The following is a 20,058-nucleotide window of genomic DNA, read 5'->3' on the forward strand; positions in this document are numbered from 1 at the left end:
GGCGCTTGGCAGCAAAAAAGGATCAGGTTTGCCGGAAGCGGTTCAGGCCGCTTGAGTTGAAGTGTAGTGTCATATCTGTGCTGTAAAGGACTGTTTTTAAAATATTTCCGTCCTCTTGTTATAAGCCTTATATCGATTGGTACTTTTCTCTGTAGGGTAAATGGGCGAATTGCAGGCAATAAAAAGCCCCGCGATCAGGCGAGGCTTTTCAGGGTTTTCAGCAGTTCGGCGTATCAGGCAACCAGGGCTTGGCGCGCACGTTCGATCACTGCCTGCAGCGGTTCGGCGCTGGAATACTGGTCGGGATACAGGCGTTCGCTGTGACGGGCGATCCCATGTTCGTTGACCAGGGTGAAGCTGAAGCAACCTTTGCGAGCGGCCATGATCAGGCAGTTCAACGGTGCAAAGGCGTGGGTTAGGGTGCGAATGGCATCCTGAGTCTGGATTTGAGTAGACATAATTATTAGGTGTTCCTACAAATGACACGGTTAAGAACCGTGCAACGTTAAAACGTTCCAGTAAACGTCGACCAGCATTGGTCAAACGAAGAACCTGACTGGAACAAAGCAGCCAGTTGCAGCGCGTTGATTGGTTGCGCTAGGGCTGGCAGGTAGGTACTTAGGAGGGCAGGCAACACAGCAAGGGCAAAGGTTCGGGGCCCAGGGTGGAGATCCTGATCAATTTGCAGGTTGGTTCGGTCAGAGTAAATGGCTCGAGCACTGCCGTTGAATTCGTATCAAGGGCGATAGGGTGAGCTTTACCTGGAAACCATCGAGGTGGTCGGTCCTTGGTGTTCGACGTTGTGCTCGGTTGGAGACGCTGTCGATGGGACTTGTTCGACCAGAATTGACTTTCAGCTTGGTACTAACGGCGAGGATTCTATTGGGTTGAACGACATAATGCAAGTGTGCTAGGAAAAAACTTTCAGAAGAGGCCAGAGGCTCAAGCATCAGCTGTGTAACCGTTGCTGTTGTGGCGTGTACGAAAACAGTGCGTTACCGGCGTTAATCTGCGCAAGGTTGTGCACACTTGTTGCGCAGCGTGTCACCCCGTTGTCACCTTCCCCAACGCCCGCCCCTTAGCCTGTCTCGAGAATTTAAGTCAATGATAAACATCGCTTTTTTTTACTGGTGAAAAAATCGTCAGTTTGACTGCAAGGCCCGTCTCATGGGGCTTTGGGAGGGTTGTGGAGGGGTTGTCCACTGAGTTATCCACAGCTTCTGTGGATTGTCCCAAGCGCTTGCTCTAGGACGGGCGTGCTGGCTCTTTTAGGCTTTACCCGGGCGAAAAAAGGAGTAGAGTGGCGCGCCTTTCGATCTGCCCCACAGTGCTTTATGAAGTTTCGCTCCGTATCACCTTCTGTTACCGCGACCCCTGCCAGTGTTACCGAACCCAAGCGGTTTTCCCTGCGCGTTGCTCTCTGGCTGTTGGACAGCCCACGCCTTGGTCACAACCCCAACGTCAAGCATTTTGCTGGACGCCTGCTCAAGCAGCCGGCCCGGGAAGGCGTGGTCGCGGCGCAGAGTCGCCTGGGCCAGTTGATGTGCCGCGAATGCGGCAACGCCCGTGATCGTCGCATCGGCCATGACCTGTTGCGCCAGGCTGCCCGTGCCGGCGACCGCCGTGCGCAATTGGAGCTGGGCCGGATCGAAGACTGAGCTGTCCAACACTCGGACGCTTGGTTAACCTTCATTTCTTCTTTCTACGGCAGGAATCGCTATGGCTATGGACTTGACCAGCTTGCTGCTTGGCCTGGCGGGAGCGGCGCTGCCGCTACTGGTTCTGGCCTGGCAACTGCAACGCCGGGCCAGTTCCAGCCAGACTGAGCTGAGCCTGCTGGAGGAGCGCCTGGCCACGGCCCAATTGGCCCAGGAGGGGTTGGCAGCACAGTTGGATGCCAGCCGCGATGAAGTCAGCGACCTGAGCCAGGCCAATGCTCTGAAGCAGGCGGACCTGGCAGCCCTGCGCCGCGAGGTCGAATTGCTGCAGATCGAGCGCGATAACGCCCGTGATGCCGCCCACGCCTGGAACCTGGAACGGGCCGCCAAAGAAAACGAATTGCGCCGGCTGGATGCCCTGGCGGCGTCCTTGAATGCCGAGCTTCGTGAGCAGCAGGACAGCCACCAGCAGCGCCTGACCGATCTGCAAGGCTCGCGGGATGAGTTGCGCGCCCAGTTCGCCGAACTGGCGGGGAAGATCTTCGATGAGCGCGAACAGCGTTTCGCCGAGACCAGCCAGCAGCGCCTTGGGCAGTTGCTGGACCCGCTCAAGGAGCGCATCCAGTCCTTCGAGAAGCGGGTCGAGGAAAGCTATCAGGCCGAAGCCCGGGAGCGCTTCTCCCTGGCCAAGGAGCTGGAGCGCCTGCAACAGCTGAACCTGCGCCTGAGCGATGAGGCCACCAACCTGACCCGTGCCCTCAAGGGCCAGAAGACTCAGGGCAACTGGGGCGAGCTGATTCTGGAGCGAGTGCTGGAGCACGCCGGCCTGGAAAAGGGCCGCGAGTATCAGACTCAGGTCAGCCTCAAGGGCCCGGATGGCGAGCGCTTCCAGCCTGACGTGCTGATCATGTTGCCGGGTGACAAGCAGGTAGTAGTGGATTCCAAGGTCAGCCTCACGGCTTACCAGCAATACGTCGGTAGCGACGATCCGCAGGTCGCCCAGGCGGCCCTGAAACAGCACGTGCTGTCCTTGCGTAATCACGTCAAAGGTCTGGCCGGCAAGGATTACAAGCGCCTTGAAGGCTTGCACAGCCTCGATTTCGTGCTGCTGTTCGTGCCCATCGAGGCAGCGTTTTCTGCGGCTCTGCAGGCCGAGCCGAATCTGTTCCAGGAAGCCTTTGACCGGCATATCGTGATCGTCAGCCCAACCACGTTGCTCGCCACCTTGCGGGTGATCGACAGCCTGTGGAAGCAGGAACGCCAGAGCCAGAATGCCCGGGAGATCGCTGAGCGCGCCGGCTGGCTGTACGACAAGTTCGTGCTGTTTATCCAGGACCTGGATGAAGTGGGCAATCGCCTGCAACAACTGGACAAGGCCTACGCCGCTGCGCGTAACAAGCTGACTGAAGGGCGTGGCAACCTGGTCAGCCGTAGCGAGCAGCTCAAGCTGCTTGGCGCCCGGGCCAGCAAGAGCTTGCCGGCGGACTTGCTGGAGCGGGCCATGACCGACGCCGAAGGACGCGAGCTGGAATTGCCGGAGTAATCCGCCAAAGGCCCGTCAGCCCAGGGGCAGGTGCCGGCTCAGCAGGGCGCGCAAGGCCGCCGGTTTCACCGGCTTGGCCAGATAGTCCAGGCCCGCTGCATGGACCTGGGCGACCATTTCAGGGCGCCCATCGGCACTGATCACGACCCCCGGTACCGGCTCGCCCAGTTGCGTGCGCAGCCAGGCCATGACCTCGGTTCCGGTCTCACCGTTATCCAGGTGGTAGTCCACCAGGGCCAGTTGCGGGCGGATGCCTTCTTTGAGCAGCGCCGCGCATTCCTCGCGGTTGCGGGCGGTCCAGACCTGGCAGCCCCAGCGGGTGAGCAGGCTGTTCATGCCGATCAGAATGCTGTCTTCATTGTCGACGCAGAGCACTTGCCCGCCATTGAGGGACTGGCCGTTGAGCTCGGCTGCCTTGCCTGGAGCCACCACGCTGCTGCGGGCCAGGGGCACGCTGACGCTGAATACGCTGCCTTTGCCGGGCCAGGAACGTACCTGCAACGGATGGCCGAGCACCCGGCACAGGCCATCGGCAATCGCCAGGCCCAGGCCCAGGCCTTTCTCGGCGCGGGTCTGGTGGCTGTCCAGGCGCTTGAATTCCTCGAAGATCACCTGCTGTTTGTCCTGGGGAATACCCGGCCCCCGGTCCCAGACTTCCAGGCTCAACGTTTCACCACGGCGGCGCACTCCCAGCAAAACGGGGCCCTTGGCGTAACGGAAGGCATTGGTCAGAAAGTTCTGCAGCACCCGACGTAGCAGCTTGCTGTCGCTGTCGATGCGCAGATGGCTGCCGCGCACCCGGAACTGCAAGCCCTGTTCCTGGGCCAGCGCCTTGAATTCGGCTCCCAGGGTGTCGAACAGTTCGTTGAGGGCAAAGGGCTTGCGATCAGGGGTGATCTTGCCGTTTTCCAGGCGCGAGATGTCCAGCAGGTCGCTGATCAGGTCCTCGGCGGAGCGCAACGAACTGTCCAGATGCTGCACCAGTTGCTGGGCTTCGGCGGACAGGCCGTCGTCCTGGTGGGACAGGGCCGCGGAGAACAGGCGCGCGGCGTTCAGCGGTTGCATCAGATCGTGGCTGACCGCGGCCAGAAAACGCGTCTTCGACTGGTTGGCCGCTTCCGCCGTGCCCTTGGCCTCAGTCAGTGCTGCGTTGAGTTGCGACAGTTCGTGGGTACGCTCAGCCACTCTTTGTTCCAGCCCTTCATTGGCCTCGGTGAGGGCCTGCTCGGCTTCGCGGAACGGGGTGATGTCGGTGAAGCTCATGACAAAGCCGCCGCCGGGCATGGGGTTGCCGATCAGTTCGATGACCCGGCCATTGGGGAACAGTCGCTCGGAAGTATGAGCTCGACCCTGGCGCATCCAGTGCAGGCGCCGGGCCACATGGACTTCCGCCTCGCCAGGTCCGCACAGGCCGCGCTCGGCATTGTGACGAATGATGTCGGCAATTGGCCGGCCCACGCTGATCAGCCCATCGGGGTAGTTGAACAGCTCCAGATAGCGGCGGTTCCAGGCCACCAGCTTCAGCGACTGATCGACCACGCTGATGCCCTGGGTAATGTTTTCAATCGCCCCTTGCAGCAGGGCCCGGTTGAACTGCAGCACCTCGGAGGCTTCGTCGGCGATGCGCACCACGTCTTCGAGCTGCATCTCCCGGCCTTCAATGGCGGCCTTGACCACGGCGCGGGTGGAAGAGGCGCCGAGCACACCGGCCAGCAGGCGCTCGGTATGGGCGATCCACTCGCCGTCGGCATTCTGGTTCGGGTTGAAGCCTTTGCCCTGACGATAGGCGAAGCGGATGAAGCTCTGGCGCGCACGTTCCTCACCGACAAAACGCGCGGCCAGTTTCAGCAGGTCGTCGATCTGTACCGCCAGCATCGAGCGGGAGCTGAGGCGGCCGCTGATTTCCTGGCCGATGAAGCGTCCGGCCTGCCAGTGCTCGGAGACTCGGGTGCGCGAGAGCACCGAAACCCAGGCGAACAGGGTGAAGTTGCCCGCCAGGGACAGCACTACGCCTTGGGTCAGCGGGGTGATCGGCAGGTTCAGCGGATTGCCGTGCAGCCAGGCCAGGCCGGGGAAACTGCTCAGGGACCAGCCCAGGCTGTGGGCGGCGATGGGCAGGATCAGGGTGTAGAACCAGATGAAGGTGCCGGCAGCCAGGCCGGCGAATACACCGCGGCGGTTGGCCTGTTTCCAGTACAGCGCGCCGAGCATGGCCGGTGCCAGTTGGGTCACGGCGGCGAAGGCGATCTGGCCGATGGTGGCCAGGCTGGCGGTGGAGCCCAGCAGGCGATAGCTGACGTAGGCCAGCAACAGGATGACCACGATGCTCACCCGGCGCACCGAGAGCATCCAGTGGCGGAATACTTCGAACGGCCGCTCGGCATTCTTGTGGCGCAACAGCCAGGGCAGCAGCATGTCGTTGGAGACCATGGTGGACAGCGCCACGCTGGCGACGATCACCATGCCGGTGGCCGCCGAGGCACCGCCGATGAATGCCAGCAGAGCCAGGGCGGGGTGGGCCTGGGCCAGGGGCAGGCTGATGACGAAGGAGTCCGGCAATACGCTGCTGGGCAGGAGCATCTGTCCGGCGAGGGCGATGGGCACCACGAACAGCGCGGCGAGGGCCAGGTACGCCGGGAACACCCATTTGGCCAGGCGCAGGTCCTGGGGTTCGATGTTTTCCACCACGGTGACGTGGAACTGCCGCGGCAGGCAGATGATCGCCATCATCGCCACCCCGGTCTGCACCACCATCGACGGCCAGTTGATGGTTTCCTTCCAGTACTGCTCCAGGCGCGGAGCCAGCATGGCCTGGTTGAACAGGTCGTCGAAGCCGTCATAGAGGCCGAAGGTGACGAAGGCGCCGACGGCGAGAAAGGCAAACAGCTTGACCAGGGATTCGAAGGCAATCGCCAGCACCATGCCGCGGTGGTGCTCGGTGGCATCGAGGTTGCGGGTCCCGAAGACGATGGTGAACAGGGCCAGGATCAGCGACACGATCAGCGCCGTGTCCTGGGCGCGGGTGCCCATGGCGTCTGCACCGGCACCGATCAGCAGGTTGACCCCAAGCACGATGCCCTTGAGCTGCAGGGCGATGTAGGGCAGTACCCCCACCAGGCAGATCAGTGCCACCACCACCGCCAGCGACTGGGATTTGCCATAGCGGGCAGCAATGAAGTCGGCGATCGAGGTGATGTTCTCCTGCTTGCTGATCATCACCATCTTCTGCAGCACCCAGGGGGCGAACACCAGCAGCAGGATGGGGCCGAGGTAGATCGGCAGGAAGGCCCAGAGCTGCTCGGCCGCCTGGCCCACCGCGCCAAAGAAGGTCCAGCTGGTGCAGTAGACCGCCAGCGACAGGCTGTATACCCAGGCCCGCACCCGCGGCGGAAGTGGCGCGCTGCGGCGGTCACCGTAGAAGGCGATGGCGAACATGATGGCCATATAGGCCAGGGCAACGGCGGCGATCAGCCCGCTGGACAACGACATGGAAACTCCGGAACAAAGACACCGGGCACCTCAGCCCGGCCAGACAGTCTGGCACGATGTTGGATTGGCGTCAGTGTCGACCAAGGTATCAGCGCGGCCTGATGTCGCAGGGCTGAGCCGAGGCGGGGAAGGGCTACGGCTGCAGAGCGATCTCGATCAGTTCATGGAGTTCCTGAACCGGCAGTGGCGTGGCGGAGAACAGGATGCGAAACACTGTCGGTGCTACCAGCAGGTTCAGCAGGCGGTCGATGTCCGGCAGGTGTTCCGTGTGGCCCTGATAGCGCTCGAGGATGCACTGCAACTGCCCGCTGAGGATGGTCACGCAATAGCCCGGGGTCGCGCTGCATTGCACATCGCGCATCATGTTGCGCCCGGGCTCCGAGCTCATTTCGTCCAGATACTGTTCGGCCCAGGCCCGCAGGTCGCCGCGCAGGTTGCCGGTATTGGCCGGTTCGCTGTCCGGGCGCATTCGTTCCAGGGCGACATCGGCCAGCAGGGCCGACAGGTCGCCCCAGCGCCGGTAGATGGTCGACGGAGTGACGCCTGCTCGGGCGGCGATCTGCGGCACGGTGAGGGACGAGCGATCCTGCTCTTCAAGGAGCTCGCGGACCGCGGTGTGAATGGATTCCTGGACCCGGGCGCTACGGCCGCCGGGGCGCAGACCTTCTTTGATAGCCATGGGGCGGCACCTTAACACAAAGAATTTGCTTTAAGCATTGGCGGGTAGCACACTGCGCAAAAGCAAAATATTAGCTTTAGTGGAGCGTGCTTATGTCCGGTGCTATCGACACTTGCGTGTCCAACCGTCGCAGTCTGGTGTTTCTGGCCATTACCCTGTTGAGTTTTCTGGCTGCCTCCAGCGTACCGACCCCCTTGTACCACCTGTATCAGGAAAACCTGCACTTTTCCCCGGCGGTGCTGACCCTGATATTCGGGGTCTACGCGATAAGCCTGCTGGCGGCTCTGCTGACCGTAGGGTCGCTGTCGGATCACCTGGGGCGGCGACCGGTGATTTTTGTCGCCTTACTGCTCAATATCCTGGCGATGTTGCTGTTCATCAATGAAAGCGGAGTGCAGTGGCTGATTGCCGCGCGGGTGATGCAAGGCTTTGCCACCGGCATGGCCACCAGTGTGCTGGGGGCGGCCCTGCTGGATACCGATCGCCAGCAGGGGCCGTTGGTCAATAGCGTTGCGCCTCTATTGGGCATGGCCTGTGGTGCCATGGGGGCCAGCCTGTTGGTGGAGTTTGCGCCCTGGCCGCTGCAATTGAGCTACTGGCTGCTGCTCGGAGTGTTCGTGCTCCAGGCCGGGTATGTCTGGCGCTTGCCGGAAAGTGTCAGCCCGCAACCCGGTGCCTGGGCGTCGCTGAAACCCACGCTGCATGTGCCGGTGCAAGCGCGGCGCGCGTTATGGCTGGCCTTGCCGGTGGACGTGGCGGTGTGGGCGGTGGGCGGCTTCTATCTGTCGCTGGCGCCTTCGCTGGTCCGTGCGGCGACCGGCTCCACCTCGAACCTGATCGGCGGTGGCCTGGTGGCGGTGCTGACACTCAGCGGCGCGCTGATGATCTTTTCCCTGCGTCAGCGTCCTGCAGACAGGGTGCTGCGCCTGGGCGCCGGGATGCTGGCGACGGGAGTGATGCTGATCCTCGCTGCGGTGCATAGCGCCAGCCTGCCGTTGTTCTTCTTTGGCACCTTGGTACTGGGCAGCGGCTTTGGTGCCGGTTTTCTCGGTGCGCTGCGCAGTGTGGTGCCACTGGCCCTGCCTCATGAGCGTGCGGGCCTGATGTCGGCGTTTTATGTGCTGAGCTATCTGGCCTTCTGTCTGCCGGCGTTGTTGGCTGGCAACCTGACCCGCAGCTTCGGCCTGATCGCTACTACCGACGGCTATGGTGCGGTACTGGTTCTCTTGTCCCTCGGTGCGCTGCTGGCCCTGATGCGCCAGCGCCCGGTGGCGGCGTGTGGGGCGTCGGGGCTTTGAGCCCAAGGCTTCAAGGGCTGCGGGATTGTGCCTGGGAAGCCGCAGGGGAGAGGTGCTGTACGCCAATCAGATACGGGCGTGTCGCCGGGCGTGGTCCGATTGCGGTGATCGCTCCTGGGGCCGTGCATAGATGTTTATCTGAAAAATAGATAACAGATAGAGAAATTACCCGTTATATAGATATTCGATTAGGTTCTACCATGTTTCCTACCTCATCGGAGGACAGGAGACACGACCATGACATGCCCCAATAGCGTTAAAACCGGCCACTGGCCATTGAGCCATCTGCCGCATCCCCTCGAAGCCATTCGCCAATTCACCCCCAACTGGTTCGCCGCCACCATGGGCACCGGGGTTCTGGCCTTGGCGCTGGCCCAGTGGCCGGCCGAGGTTTCCGGCTTGCATCAGGTAGCAGAGGGTTTCTGGTGGCTGACCATCGCCCTGTTCCTGTTGTTTACCGCGATGTATACCGCGCGCTGGGTGCTGTTCTTCGACGAGGCGCGGCGGATTTTCGGGCACTCCACGGTCTCGATGTTCTTCGGCACCATCCCCATGGGCCTGGCGACCATCATCAATGGCTTGCTGGTGTTCGGCATGCCTCGCTGGGGCGATGGTGTGGTGGAGGTGGCGCAACTGCTGTGGTGGCTGGATGTGGCCATGTCCCTGGCCTGCGGGATCCTGATTCCCTACATGATGTTCACCCGCCAGGAACACAGCATCGACCAGATGACCGCGGTCTGGCTGCTGCCGGTGGTGGCGGCCGAAGTGGCGGCGGCCAGTGGCGGCCTGCTTGCGCCTCATCTGCCGGATGCCCACGGGCAGTTGGTAATGCTCAGCACCAGCTACGTGCTGTGGGCCTTTTCGCTGCCGGTGGCGTTCAGCATCCTGACCATCCTGCTGTTGCGCATGGCGCTGCACAAACTGCCCCATGAAAGCATGGCGGCGTCGAGCTGGCTGGCCCTGGGGCCAATCGGCACCGGTGCCCTGGGCATGCTGGTGCTGGGCGCCGATGCACCGGCGATCTTCGCCGCCAATGGCTTGCCCGGCGTCGGTGAGATTGCCGCCGGCTTGGGCCTGGTGGCGGGGCTCACACTGTGGGGGTTCGGTCTGTGGTGGATGTTGATGGCCGTGCTCATCACCCGCCGTTACCTGCGCGAAGGCATACCCTTCAATCTTGGCTGGTGGGGCTTTACCTTTCCTCTGGGCGTGTATTCGCTGGCCACCCTTAAACTGGGCAGCACCTTGCACCTGGGGTTTTTCAGTGTGTTTGGCGCGGTACTGGTGGCGGCGCTGGCGGTGATGTGGCTGATCGTGGCCAAGCGCACGGTGCAGGGGGCTTATAAAGGAGAGCTGTTTGTCTCGCCGTGCATTGCGGGGTTACGGAAATAATCGGCAAAGATAGGTAAGGTTGTGGCCTGGATCGATATTCGACATTCCAATAACAGTATCCACGCCACTCAGGGACATGGAAGATGAGTCACCCTTCGCAGTTCACCTTGCTTCGCAAGCGGCGGTTCCTGCCGTTTTTCATCACGCAATCCCTCGGTGCCTTCAACGACAACATCTTCAAGCAGTCGCTGATCCTGGCCATTCTCTACAAGCTGAGCATCGAGGGTGACCGGTCGATCTGGGTCAACCTCTGTGCCTTGCTGTTCATCCTGCCGTTCTTCCTGTTTTCCGCCCTGGCCGGGCAGTTTGGCGAGAAGTTCGCCAAGGACTCGCTGATCCGCCTGATCAAACTGGGGGAGATCGCGATCATGGTGGTGGGGGCGGTGGGCTTCGCCTTCGATCACCTGTCGCTGATGCTGGTGGCACTGTTCGCCATGGGCACCCACTCGGCGCTGTTCGGCCCGGTGAAGTATTCGATCCTGCCCCAGGCCTTGCGTGAAGAGGAATTGGTGGGAGGCAACGGCCTGGTGGAAATGGGCACGTTCCTGGCGATCCTGGCCGGCACTATCGGCGCTGGGGTCATGATGTCCTCGGAGCATTACGCGCCGATAGTCTCCAGCGCCATGATCGGTGTGGCGGTACTGGGCTACCTGGCCAGCCGCGCCATTCCCCGGGCTGCCGCGGCGACCCCGGAGATGCGCCTGAACTGGAATATCTTCAGCCAGTCCTGGGCCACCTTGCGCCTGGGGCTGGGGCAGACCCCGGCGGTGTCGCGCTCGATTGTCGGCAACTCCTGGTTCTGGTTCGTCGGCGCCATCTACCTGACCCAGATTCCGGCCTATGCCAAGGAATGGATGCACGGCGACGAGACCGTGGTAACCCTGATCCTGACGGTGTTCTCGGTGGGGATTGCCGTAGGCTCGATGCTGTGCGAGAAGCTGTCGGGGCGCAAAGTTGAGATCGGCCTGGTACCGTTCGGCTCCTTTGGCCTGACGGTGTTCGGCCTGCTGCTGTGGTGGCATTCCGGTGGTATCCCGGAAAGCGCCACGGGTCATGGCTGGATTGAAGTGCTGGGTTTTGCCCATGCCTGGTGGGTGCTGTTCGATGTCCTTGGCCTGGGGATCTTCGGCGGCTTCTATATAGTGCCGCTGTATGCCCTGATCCAGTCCCGTACCCCGGAAAACGAGCGGGCCCGGGTGATAGCCGCCAACAACATTCTCAATGCGCTGTTCATGGTGGTCTCGGCGATTGTCTCTATCGTGATGCTGAGCATGGTCCAGCTGACCATTCCCCACCTGTTCCTGGTGGTGTCGCTGCTCAACATTGCGGTCAACGTCTACATTTTCAAGGTGGTGCCCGAGTTCAGCATGCGTTTCATGATCTGGCTGCTCAGCCATTCCATGTACCGCGTCGAGCATCGCAATCTGGAGTTGATCCCTGATGAAGGCGCTGCCCTGCTGGTGTGCAACCACGTGTCTTTCGTCGATGCCTTGCTGATTGGCGGTGCGGTGCGTCGGCCGATTCGCTTCGTCATGTACTACAAGATCTACAACCTGCCGGTGTTGAACTTCATCTTCCGTACCGCTGGAACCATTCCCATCGCCGGTCGGCATGAAGACCTGCAGATCTATGAAAAAGCCTTCCAGCGCATTGCCCAGTACCTGCGCGATGGCGAACTGGTGTGCATTTTCCCCGAGGGCAAGCTGACTGCCGATGGCCAGATCAACGAGTTCAAGGGCGGGCTGACACGGATTCTTGAGGAAACCCCGGTGCCGGTGATTCCCATGGCTCTGCAAGGCTTGTGGGGCAGCTTCTTCAGTCGCGATCCGAGCAAGGGTTTCTTCCACCGCTTCTGGTCGCGAGTGACCCTGGTGGCCGGGCCATCGGTGGCGGTGGACGCAGCCGAACCGGCGCAGTTGCAGGCCATGGTGGCGCAGTTGCGGGGCCCACGGCGCTAGCTGCCGGATATGAAAACGCCCGCACATTTGCGGGCGTTTTCATTTCTGCCTGGGCTTTTCAGCTGGCGCTGACTTTCAGGCCCACCAGGCCGGCGATGATCAGCGCCACGCTGACCAGACGCACCAGAGCCATGGATTCGCCAAACAGGATGATGCCGGCGATCACCGTGCCGACGGCGCCGACTCCGGTCCAGATGGCATAGGCCGTGCCCAGGGGCAGTTCCTTCATCGCCAGGCCCAGCAGGCCGAGGCTGATGGCCATGGCAATGATGGTCAGGGCGGTGGGCAGCGGGCGGCTGAAGCCATCGGTGTATTTCAGGCCGACGGCCCAGCCCACTTCAAACAAACCGGCAAAAAACAGAATGATCCAGGACATGCCTACCTCATCGGTTGATGGGGTCGTCCCCGGAATTGATCGCTCGAATGAGTCGCGAGGTCGTCCTCGCGATGCGCAGTATACTGCCCACTCTCACGTGGGCGAGTAATTTTTTCCTCAGTCATGGCCTCGCTGTATTTCCAGCTTTTGTTCGGCTGGATCTTCCATTCGCCGGAAATAGGTCGAGAGCAGGGCCCCGGAAATGTTGTGCCAGACGCTGAACAAGGCGCTGGGTACCGCCGCCAGTGGCGAGAAATGAGCGCTGGCCAGGGCCGCGCCCAGGCCGGAGTTCTGCATGCCGACTTCCAGGGCCAGGGATTTTCGCTGCGCCAGTGGCAGCTTGAACAGACGCCCCGTGAAGTAGCCCAGCAGGTAGCCGAAGCTGTTGTGCAGCATCACCACGGCCATGATCAGCAGGCCCGACTCGGCGATTTTCGCCTGGCTGGCGGCTACCACCGCGGTGACGATGATGACGATGCTCACCACGGAAACCAGCGGCAGTACTTCCACCGCGTGCTGCACCCGCCGGCCCAGCAGGCGCTGGGCCAGCACTCCCAGCACGATCGGTAGCAGCACCACTTGCAGGATCGACCAGAACAGTTCCATGAACGAGACCGGTAGCCAGGCCGAGGCCAGCAACCAGATCAGCGCCGGGGTCAGCAGTGGGGCCAGTAGAGTGGTAACCGCTGCAATGGCCACCGACAGCGCCAGGTCGCCGCGGGCCAGCCAGGTCATCACGTTGGAAGAGGTGCCGCTTGGGCAGCAGCCGACCAGGATCACCCCGACGGCGATTTCCGGCGGCAGGTGAAATGCCTGGCAGAGCACCCAGGCCACCCCGGGCATGATCACGAAATGGGCCACCACTCCCAGGGCCACGCGCCATGGGTGGCGGGCCACTTCGGCGAAATCTTCGAGTTTCAGGGTCAGGCCCATGCCGAACATCACCAGGCCCAGCAGCGGCACGATGGCGCCCTTGAGACCGACGAACCAGCCAGGCTGGAAGAATGCCAGGATGGCGAAGATCAGTACCCAGTAAGCGAAGGTGTTGCCGACAAAGCGGCTCAGTGCAGCCAGTGCGCGCATGACCTGTTCCTTATTATGTGAAAACGCCACCGAAGGCGGTGGCGTCTAGTGCGTGCCGGTTATCCGGGCAAGGCGTCAGATGCCCTGCGGAATCTCCTCGCCGCCCAGGGCTTCGAACAGCGCCGGCAGGAAGTCGCCGAAGGTCAGCATCATCAGGGTGAAGCTGGCATCCTGCTGGCCGAGGGCTTCATCACCGCCGTCCTGTTCCGCCTGATCCTGCAGCAGGTCTTCGAACTTCAGGCGCTTGACCACCATTTTGTCGTCGAGCATGAAGGACAGTTTGTCCTGCCAGGCCAGGGACAGTTGAGTGACCACCTTGCCGGTGCTCAGGTGCAGCTGGATTTCCTCGCCGGTCAGGTCCTGGCGCTTGCAACGCACGATGCCGCCGTCCTCGTGGGTGTCGCGTAGTTCGCACTCGTCGAGTACGAAGAAGTCGTCGGCGGCTTTCTGGGTCTTGACCCAGTCGGTCATGATCGCGGTGGGAGCGATCTTCACGGTCAGCGGGCGAACCGGCAGGGTGCCGAGGACTTCGCGCAGGGTGGAGAGCAGGTCTTCGGCGCGCTTCGGGCTGGCCGAGTTGACCAGGATCAGGCCCTGTTTCGGGGCAATGGCGGCGAAGGTCGAGGAGCGACGGATAAACGCACGGGGCAGGAAGGCCTGGATGATTTCATCCTTGATCTGGTCGCGTTCCTTCTTATAGACCTTGCGCATCTGTTCGGCTTCGATCTCTTCGACCTTTTCCTTCACCGCATCGCGCACCACGCTGCCAGGCAGGATGCGTTCCTCCTTGCGCGCGGCTACCAGCATGAAGTCCTGGCTGACGTGAACCAGCGGGGCGTCTTCACCTTTGCCGAAAGGGGCGACGAAACCGTAAGTGGTCAACTCCTGGCTTGCACAGGGGCGCGCCAGTTTGGTCGCCAGTGCAGTTTCCAGCGCCTCAGCATCAAAAGGCAGATCTTGGGTCAGGCGATAGATCAGCAGGTTTTTGAACCACATGGGGTGAATCTCTCCTTTATACAAAGGAGGGCATTATTCTCTTCGCTGCTGCTCAGGCCAACCCTTCGCTAAGCCTTTGGAAGGCCTGAAAAAATTATTATAAAAAGTGCTTGCCAGAGTGGGGGCTGCTCCGTAGAATGCGCGCCACACCGAACGTGAAGGGTGATTAGCTCAGCTGGGAGAGCGTCTGCCTTACAAGCAGAATGTCGGCGGTTCGATCCCGTCATCACCCACCATTCGCATTCAGTGTTACGCGCAGCGGTAGTTCAGTCGGTTAGAATACCGGCCTGTCACGCCGGGGGTCGCGGGTTCGAGTCCCGTCCGCTGCGCCATATTCGGTAGCCTGGAACACTGAACGCCAGGTCACCACAGAAAGCCCGCTAACGCGGGCTTTTTGCTGTAAAGAGTTACGTGGGTTGTGTTGCTGTACATGGAAATTTGGTTTTTTTAATAAAATTATTAATTAAATCAACACCTTAAGAATTTCTGTGGCATAATGCGCCCCGCAACGAAGGTAAAGGGTGATTAGCTCAGCTGGGAGAGCGTCTGCCTTACAAGCAGAATGTCGGCGGTTCGATCCCGTCATCACCCACCACTTACTTTCAACGCTACGCGCAGCGGTAGTTCAGTCGGTTAGAATACCGGCCTGTCACGCCGGGGGTCGCGGGTTCGAGTCCCGTCCGCTGCGCCATATTCGGCAACCTGGAACACTGAACGCCAGGTCGCCACACAAAGCCCGCTCAATGCGGGCTTTTTGCTGTCTGGGATTTGTATCGGTTCGAATCCTGCGCATGAAAAAAGCGGCCCTCGGGCCGCTTTTTGCGTTTTTGCCTACTGCTCGGCGTTACGGCTATGCCGGTAGTCGCTGACGGCTTCATACACCGCCTTGCGCAGACGGTTGATGCCGCCGATGGGGCGATGGGCTTCCAGACCGAACCAGGGGTTGAAGGACTGGTTGTCGCAAGCCAGGTTCTGCGCCGGGGTATCGAAGTCCTGGGCGGGAAGGGTCACCCGCGCCACCGTTTCAAAGGGGGCGTCACTTTCTTTCCATTCAATGCTGGTGTCTTCGATCGGCATGAAACGGTTCGGGTCCTGGCGCTGGACTTGCAGTACGAAACAGGCGCCAACCCGGTCGGTGGAGAGTTGCTGGGTCAGGGCGCTGCGCAGGAAGTTGGGCAGATCCTGGTTCTGTGCTGGCAGGCTGTAGGCCGGGCAACTCTCGGGGTCCGGCATGACCCGGAATTTGGCGTTGGCATTGCCGAACTTGTAGGGCGAGACCGAGTAGTAGGTGGTCTGGGTCGGGCTGGCCGGGGCCGGTGACAGGGTCGCCAGGGCGATGAACAGATGCCGTACCTGCCAGGTGCGCGGATCCCACCCGGGGAAGAATGCGCCGACTTTCTTGCCGTCCGCCTGGGCGGCGATGTTCTGCTGATATTCGGCTACGTCGCTGACGAAGAAATTCGGATGATTGAACATCACGAAGTCCTGTTCACGGCGTTGTGATTCCGACGCCATCAGTTGTTGCCCGGGAACATCCAGTAGCTTGATCGCCATGCCGCGGGCGTCGCGAATACTGTCGAACTGCGGGTAGGCGTTGCCGTTGGACAGGCGTACGACGGCCTGCCAGGTCTGGCCAGGGGTGGCAAATACTCCCTGGCGCAGTGGCGGGCTCAAGTCGTTGAGGACCTGGACCTGTGCCTTCACGCAACCGTGGGCCTTGGCATGGGCATCGCGCAGGTAGCGGGTGCCTTCGCGGTGCTGGTCAACGATGCGTACCGCGGTCTGGATGATGTCCTGGGTGCGGGCTGCCTCATCGGCAGGAACCTGCTCCTGCACCGCTACCGGGCCTCGGTGGTGCCAGGCGAACCAGGCACTGGACAGTGCCCAGCCCAGCAGGCCGATGACCAATAGCAATAACAGGGTCCTGCCCAGCAAGGCGCCGAGGCGCAGCCACAGTCGGGCCAGCAGGGACGGTCGTTTTCTGGCGAGATCGAGTTTCATGGCAATTGCGACTCCAATGGTCCGCCCAGCACTTTCAGGTATTCCAGCAAGGCCCAGCGTTCTTCTGGCTGCAGCAGTGGGCCGATAACGCCATTGCCACGCTGGCCGGCGCGGAATTCGTGGCCGCTGTTGTGGTTGCCGCTGATGCGGGTATCGAATTCAAAACCGTTCTTGAAGGCTTCCGGGCGATAGCCCAGGTGCTTGGGATCGTACTCGAAGGTGCCGCGGTAGAAGGTTGTCGAGCGCTCCGATTGCGGAGACAGCAGTTGATAGAGGTTGGGTACCGAGCCGTTGTGCAGGTACGGCGGTGTGGCCCAGACCCCGGCCAGCGGGCGGGCCTTGTAGGCGCGCAACTCGCGTACGCCGATCGGCAGCCCGTAGCCGTCCAGCCGCGGGCGCTCCTCGGGGGTGACCTTGGCGTCGCGATAGGCGCGCTCTTCGACAAAGGCCGTGATGTAGGCCAGGCCCTTGGCAGCCGAGAGTTGACGCAGGTCCAGCGGTTCGCTGGGTGTCGGGTGCAGCTCGACGTTGGACCTGGCCAGTTCGGCGGTATCCCACTGCAAGGAGCTCAGGTCATAGCGCAGGTCGGCGATATTGCTCGCCGAATTCGGGTCGGTGCCAATCACCGCTACCGGAAGCATTTTCAACTGCTGCACGGGGCGGCCGTTGTTGTCGCTGACCGAGGGTACATGGCAGCCGGCACAGTTGCTGGCGAACAGCTCGCGGCCCTTGGCGGCCAGCGGCTTGTCGATCGTGCCCAGCAAGGCTTCCGGCCAGGCCGGTGGCTTGAGGCGCTGCAAGGTTTCCTCGATCAGGTTGAGATCGCGGACACGTACGCTGGAAGGGTAGCGGGCCTCGCCGGTGAGGGGTTGGCTGTTGGCGTCGAACAGGTTCAGGGTGGCGCCAACCCCCAGGGCTTCGCCGATATTGCGCGCCATGGGTTGCTGCGCCGAGCCGTTCCACTGGACCCAGTCGAAGGTCCAGATATCCCAGAGTTGCGGGTAGTCCACCGGGGCATTGGCGATCCGATAGTTCTCAGGGGAAATGGCGTCGCCGAAGCTGGCATTGGCGATGCGGCCAAAGGCGTCGGTACGGCCCGGACCCTCTTCGGTTGGATAGAGGCCGCGATGGGTATCGTTCCAGGCCACCCGCAGGAAGTTATCCAGCGAGACCTTGAAGTCCTTGCGCAGTTGTTCGTGCCTGGCTTCGTAGTCGGCACCCAGCACCTTGCGGGCGAAGCGCTCGAATTTCCAGGGGTTGTAGTAGGTGCTGGTGAGGCTGGCCACGAGGGCCTGGCCGAAGCTGCCACCACGCAGGGTCGGTACGCTGGACGGCAGCACGTGCTGCGCCGAGCCGCCATCAATGCGCAGGGCTTGATGGTTGAAACGCAGCTCGCCGGTGTGGCAGGCAGCACAGGTGATGTCCAGGTATTGTTCCGCGCTGCCCGGATTCTGATGGCGGGCGAAGCCCACGGGCAGGTTGCCGGGATTCTGCGCTGTGGCTTTCTGCCCCGGCTCCACCAGGAAGCCGAAGCGGGCCAGGTACTCGGGAGCGGCAAAGGGCTGCTCGGAGAACGGCAGTTCCAGAGCGCTGAACCATTCATAGCGCAGGCCTTTGACCTGGGTGCCCTGGGGAGTGAAATAGTAGGTCTGGCGATCCTTGGCATCCCATTGGTCCAGGTAGTGCACCTGTTCAACGGGTACATAGTCGGGGAGTTTCGGATTGGCCACGTAGTACAGGACTACAGCCAGGACAATGCCGATCAGCACGGCAATCAACAGCAACACACGATAGATGAGGCGCAAGATGTACTTCCTTGTCGAATTTCGTTTCCTTATGCCTGAGCTCATCTGACGCGGCAAGTAGCCATTACTTGAGCTATGGTTATTCGCGCCCGTTCAAGCGCCTCGGTAAGCGGCCTGGGCAGGGTGTACCCCAGAGCATGAAAACGCGTTTAAAGACGTGAACTTATCGGCCATTTACTACTCTTACGCCGGTAGCCATTGGTCGTGGTCGCCTGATAAGCTCGCGGCTTTATTCGATTGCCCTTTAGGCGCATGAACAAGGAAATAGCATGAAACAGCATCGGTTGGCGGCGGCGGTGGCCCTGGTTAGCCTGGTACTTGCGGGTTGTGATTCGCAGACCAGCGTAGAGCTGAAAACCCCGGCGCAAAAAGCTTCCTACGGTATCGGCCTGAACATGGGCAAGAGTCTGGCTCAGGAAGGCATGGATGACCTGGATTCCAAAGCGGTCGCCCAGGGCATCGAAGATGCCGTCGGCAAGAAAGAACAGAAGCTGAAGGATGAAGAGTTGGTCGAAGCCTTCGCCGCGCTGCAAAAGCGTGCCGAAGAGCGCATGGCCAAGATGAGCGAAGAGTCGGCGGCTGCCGGCAAGAAATTCCTCGAAGAGAACGGCAAGAAAACCGGTGTGACCACCACCGCTTCCGGTCTGCAGTACGAAGTATTGAAAAAGGCTGACGGTCCTCAGCCCAAGCCGACTGATGTCGTGACTGTTCACTACACCGGCACCCTGACCAACGGCACTGTGTTCGACAGCTCGGTAGAGCGTGGCAGCCCGATCGATCTGCCGGTCAGCGGCGTGATCCCGGGTTGGGTCGAAGGCCTGCAACTGATGCACGTGGGCGAGAAGTACAAGCTGTACATCCCAAGCGACCTGGCCTACGGCGCCCAGAGCCCGAGCCCGGCGATTCCAGCCAACTCGGTGCTGGTCTTCGAACTGGAGCTGCTGGGTATCAAGGATCCAGCCAAGCAGGACGCCGCCAAGTAACCTGCGTCAGCGCCTGAAGCAACGCCCCGTTCTTACGGGGCGTTGTCGTTTCTGCAGGTTGCTGATGGCAAATTATCCGAACCGACGGCAGTGTGGGTGGTCTGAACAGGGTATGAGCGGTAGGTAGTCGCTGGAGGCTGCCAAGTCAATGAAATTATGGGTTTTTTTATGTGAGTAAAAAACGCCCGATCTGAGCTCAGCCCTTATGAAACGGGGCTTTCAGCCGTGAAAAATAGCTCTGTTCACAAGGTTATCCACAATTTGTGTGGATAACATTTCAGTGGGAGTGATGATGAAAGCACCCTGGAATTTTGCTCGTTTCCTGCCGTTGGCGGGGCGCTTGCTGAGCCGCGGTCGTTTGCCCACGCTGCTGTTCGCCGTGGCGAGCAAAGGCGCCAGCCAGGGCGGACGCCTGGGCAAGGTCAAACAGGACCTGCGCTTGTTGCAGGCACTGTGCCTGGCCTACTGGCGTGGCGAGTACCGGGCCATCAGCCCCAAGGCGCTGCTGTCGGTGGTGGCAGGCTTGATGTATTTCCTCAGCCCTGTGGATGCCATTCCCGACTTTATTCCGGTGTTCGGCATGCTTGACGATATCGCCGTTCTGGCTTGGCTGATGAAAACCCTGGATGACGAACTCAACGCCTTCCGAACCTGGCGTAATCGGCAAATGCCGGAAAAACTCGCGGTTGTCGAGCGCTTGCCGGACACTGCGGAGCAATTGCTGCTGGAAGGACCGCAGAAAAACTAAGGGTATTCACCGCCTCCCACAACAATCATGCTCCCCGCGACCATTGCCGCTG

General features: G+C 61.2%; 15 protein-coding genes and 4 tRNA genes. 11 read left to right on the forward strand and 8 right to left on the reverse strand.

Translation table 11 applies throughout. The annotated features are described in order from the left end of the window. Positions 1 to 233: 233 nt before the first annotated feature. Positions 234 to 458: a hypothetical protein gene (locus BM382_RS10590; protein ID WP_011062680.1), complete on the reverse strand. Its 225-nt coding sequence runs from the start codon at positions 456 to 458 to the stop codon at positions 234 to 236. 876 nt (positions 459 to 1,334) lie between these two features. Between BM382_RS10590 and BM382_RS10595 the strand changes: the two genes are divergently transcribed. Then, positions 1,335 to 1,658 carry an SEL1-like repeat protein gene (locus BM382_RS10595; RefSeq protein WP_011062679.1) on the forward strand — a complete coding sequence of 108 codons (324 nt, stop codon included), beginning with the start codon at positions 1,335 to 1,337 and terminating at the stop codon, positions 1,656 to 1,658. A gap of 175 nt (positions 1,659 to 1,833) precedes the next feature. Next, on the forward strand, positions 1,834 to 3,201 hold the full coding sequence (gene rmuC, locus BM382_RS10600) for a DNA recombination protein RmuC (RefSeq protein ID WP_162865008.1): 1,368 nt from the start codon (positions 1,834 to 1,836) through the stop codon (positions 3,199 to 3,201). A gap of 15 nt (positions 3,202 to 3,216) precedes the next feature. On the opposite strand, the gene BM382_RS10605 is transcribed toward rmuC, so the two are convergent. Together BM382_RS10605 and BM382_RS10610 are read right to left on the reverse strand one after the other, a co-directional pair. After that, on the reverse strand, positions 3,217 to 6,690 hold the full coding sequence (locus BM382_RS10605; protein ID WP_011062677.1) for a hybrid sensor histidine kinase/response regulator: 3,474 nt from the start codon (positions 6,688 to 6,690) through the stop codon (positions 3,217 to 3,219). Between the two features lie 133 nt (positions 6,691 to 6,823). Next, a complete protein-coding gene (locus BM382_RS10610; protein ID WP_019094578.1) occupies positions 6,824 to 7,369 on the reverse strand; it encodes a TetR/AcrR family transcriptional regulator in 546 nt (181 codons plus the stop codon). A 92-nt stretch (positions 7,370 to 7,461) separates the two neighbouring features. Here BM382_RS10610 and BM382_RS10615 point away from each other — a divergent pair, with 92 nt between their 5' ends. From BM382_RS10615 to BM382_RS10625, 3 genes are all read left to right on the forward strand, one after another. After that, positions 7,462 to 8,667: an MFS transporter gene (locus tag BM382_RS10615; RefSeq protein ID WP_065365430.1), complete on the forward strand. Its 1,206-nt coding sequence runs from the start codon at positions 7,462 to 7,464 to the stop codon at positions 8,665 to 8,667. Positions 8,668 to 8,904: 237 nt separating this feature from the next. Continuing rightward, positions 8,905 to 10,056 carry a TDT family transporter gene (locus BM382_RS10620; protein WP_072442794.1) on the forward strand — a complete coding sequence of 384 codons (1,152 nt, stop codon included), beginning with the start codon at positions 8,905 to 8,907 and terminating at the stop codon, positions 10,054 to 10,056. An 83-nt stretch (positions 10,057 to 10,139) separates the two neighbouring features. Further along, positions 10,140 to 12,014, forward strand: a complete 1,875-nt coding sequence (locus tag BM382_RS10625) for an MFS transporter (protein ID WP_011062673.1) — start codon at positions 10,140 to 10,142, stop codon at positions 12,012 to 12,014. A 58-nt stretch (positions 12,015 to 12,072) separates the two neighbouring features. Here BM382_RS10625 and sugE read toward each other — a convergent pair whose 3' ends face one another. The 3 genes from sugE to rdgC form a co-directional block, all read right to left on the reverse strand. After that, positions 12,073 to 12,390: a quaternary ammonium compound efflux SMR transporter SugE gene (gene sugE, locus BM382_RS10630; RefSeq protein ID WP_011062672.1), complete on the reverse strand. Its 318-nt coding sequence runs from the start codon at positions 12,388 to 12,390 to the stop codon at positions 12,073 to 12,075. Between the two features lie 117 nt (positions 12,391 to 12,507). Continuing rightward, positions 12,508 to 13,473: a bile acid:sodium symporter family protein gene (locus BM382_RS10635; protein WP_053159763.1), complete on the reverse strand. Its 966-nt coding sequence runs from the start codon at positions 13,471 to 13,473 to the stop codon at positions 12,508 to 12,510. Between the two features lie 75 nt (positions 13,474 to 13,548). Continuing rightward, positions 13,549 to 14,469: a recombination-associated protein RdgC gene (gene rdgC / locus BM382_RS10640; protein WP_011062670.1), complete on the reverse strand. Its 921-nt coding sequence runs from the start codon at positions 14,467 to 14,469 to the stop codon at positions 13,549 to 13,551. A gap of 160 nt (positions 14,470 to 14,629) precedes the next feature. Between rdgC and BM382_RS10645 the strand changes: the two genes are divergently transcribed. From BM382_RS10645 to BM382_RS10660, 4 genes are all read left to right on the forward strand, one after another. Then, a tRNA-Val gene (locus BM382_RS10645) sits at positions 14,630 to 14,705 on the forward strand. Between the two features lie 19 nt (positions 14,706 to 14,724). Continuing rightward, a tRNA-Asp gene (locus BM382_RS10650) sits at positions 14,725 to 14,801 on the forward strand. 187 nt (positions 14,802 to 14,988) lie between these two features. Continuing rightward, positions 14,989 to 15,064, forward strand: a tRNA-Val gene (locus BM382_RS10655). Positions 15,065 to 15,083: 19 nt separating this feature from the next. Further along, positions 15,084 to 15,160: transfer RNA gene (locus BM382_RS10660), tRNA-Asp, on the forward strand. A 140-nt stretch (positions 15,161 to 15,300) separates the two neighbouring features. Here BM382_RS10660 and BM382_RS10665 read toward each other — a convergent pair. Further along, complete coding sequence (locus tag BM382_RS10665; RefSeq protein WP_011062669.1) at positions 15,301 to 16,470, reverse strand: catalase family protein; 1,170 nt, start codon at positions 16,468 to 16,470, stop codon at positions 15,301 to 15,303. Next, the gene (locus tag BM382_RS10670) at positions 16,467 to 18,275 is read right to left on the reverse strand and encodes a di-heme-cytochrome C peroxidase (protein ID WP_170866319.1); all 1,809 of its coding nucleotides are present in this window, start codon (positions 18,273 to 18,275) and stop codon (positions 16,467 to 16,469) included. Before BM382_RS10670 ends, BM382_RS10665 begins: the two co-directional genes overlap by 4 nt. A gap of 269 nt (positions 18,276 to 18,544) precedes the next feature. On the opposite strand from BM382_RS10670, the gene BM382_RS10675 reads away from it, so the two are divergent. Then, positions 18,545 to 19,258: a BamJ family beta-barrel-assembly machinery protein gene (locus BM382_RS10675; RefSeq protein ID WP_011062667.1), complete on the forward strand. Its 714-nt coding sequence runs from the start codon at positions 18,545 to 18,547 to the stop codon at positions 19,256 to 19,258. A gap of 292 nt (positions 19,259 to 19,550) precedes the next feature. Next, positions 19,551 to 20,006: a YkvA family protein gene (locus BM382_RS10680; RefSeq protein WP_011062666.1), complete on the forward strand. Its 456-nt coding sequence runs from the start codon at positions 19,551 to 19,553 to the stop codon at positions 20,004 to 20,006. The last annotated feature ends 52 nt before the right edge of the window (positions 20,007 to 20,058 follow it).

It is taken from the genome of Pseudomonas sp. NFPP25, from assembly GCF_900116505.1.
In the GTDB taxonomy this organism is placed as follows: domain Bacteria; phylum Pseudomonadota; class Gammaproteobacteria; order Pseudomonadales; family Pseudomonadaceae; genus Aquipseudomonas; species Aquipseudomonas protegens.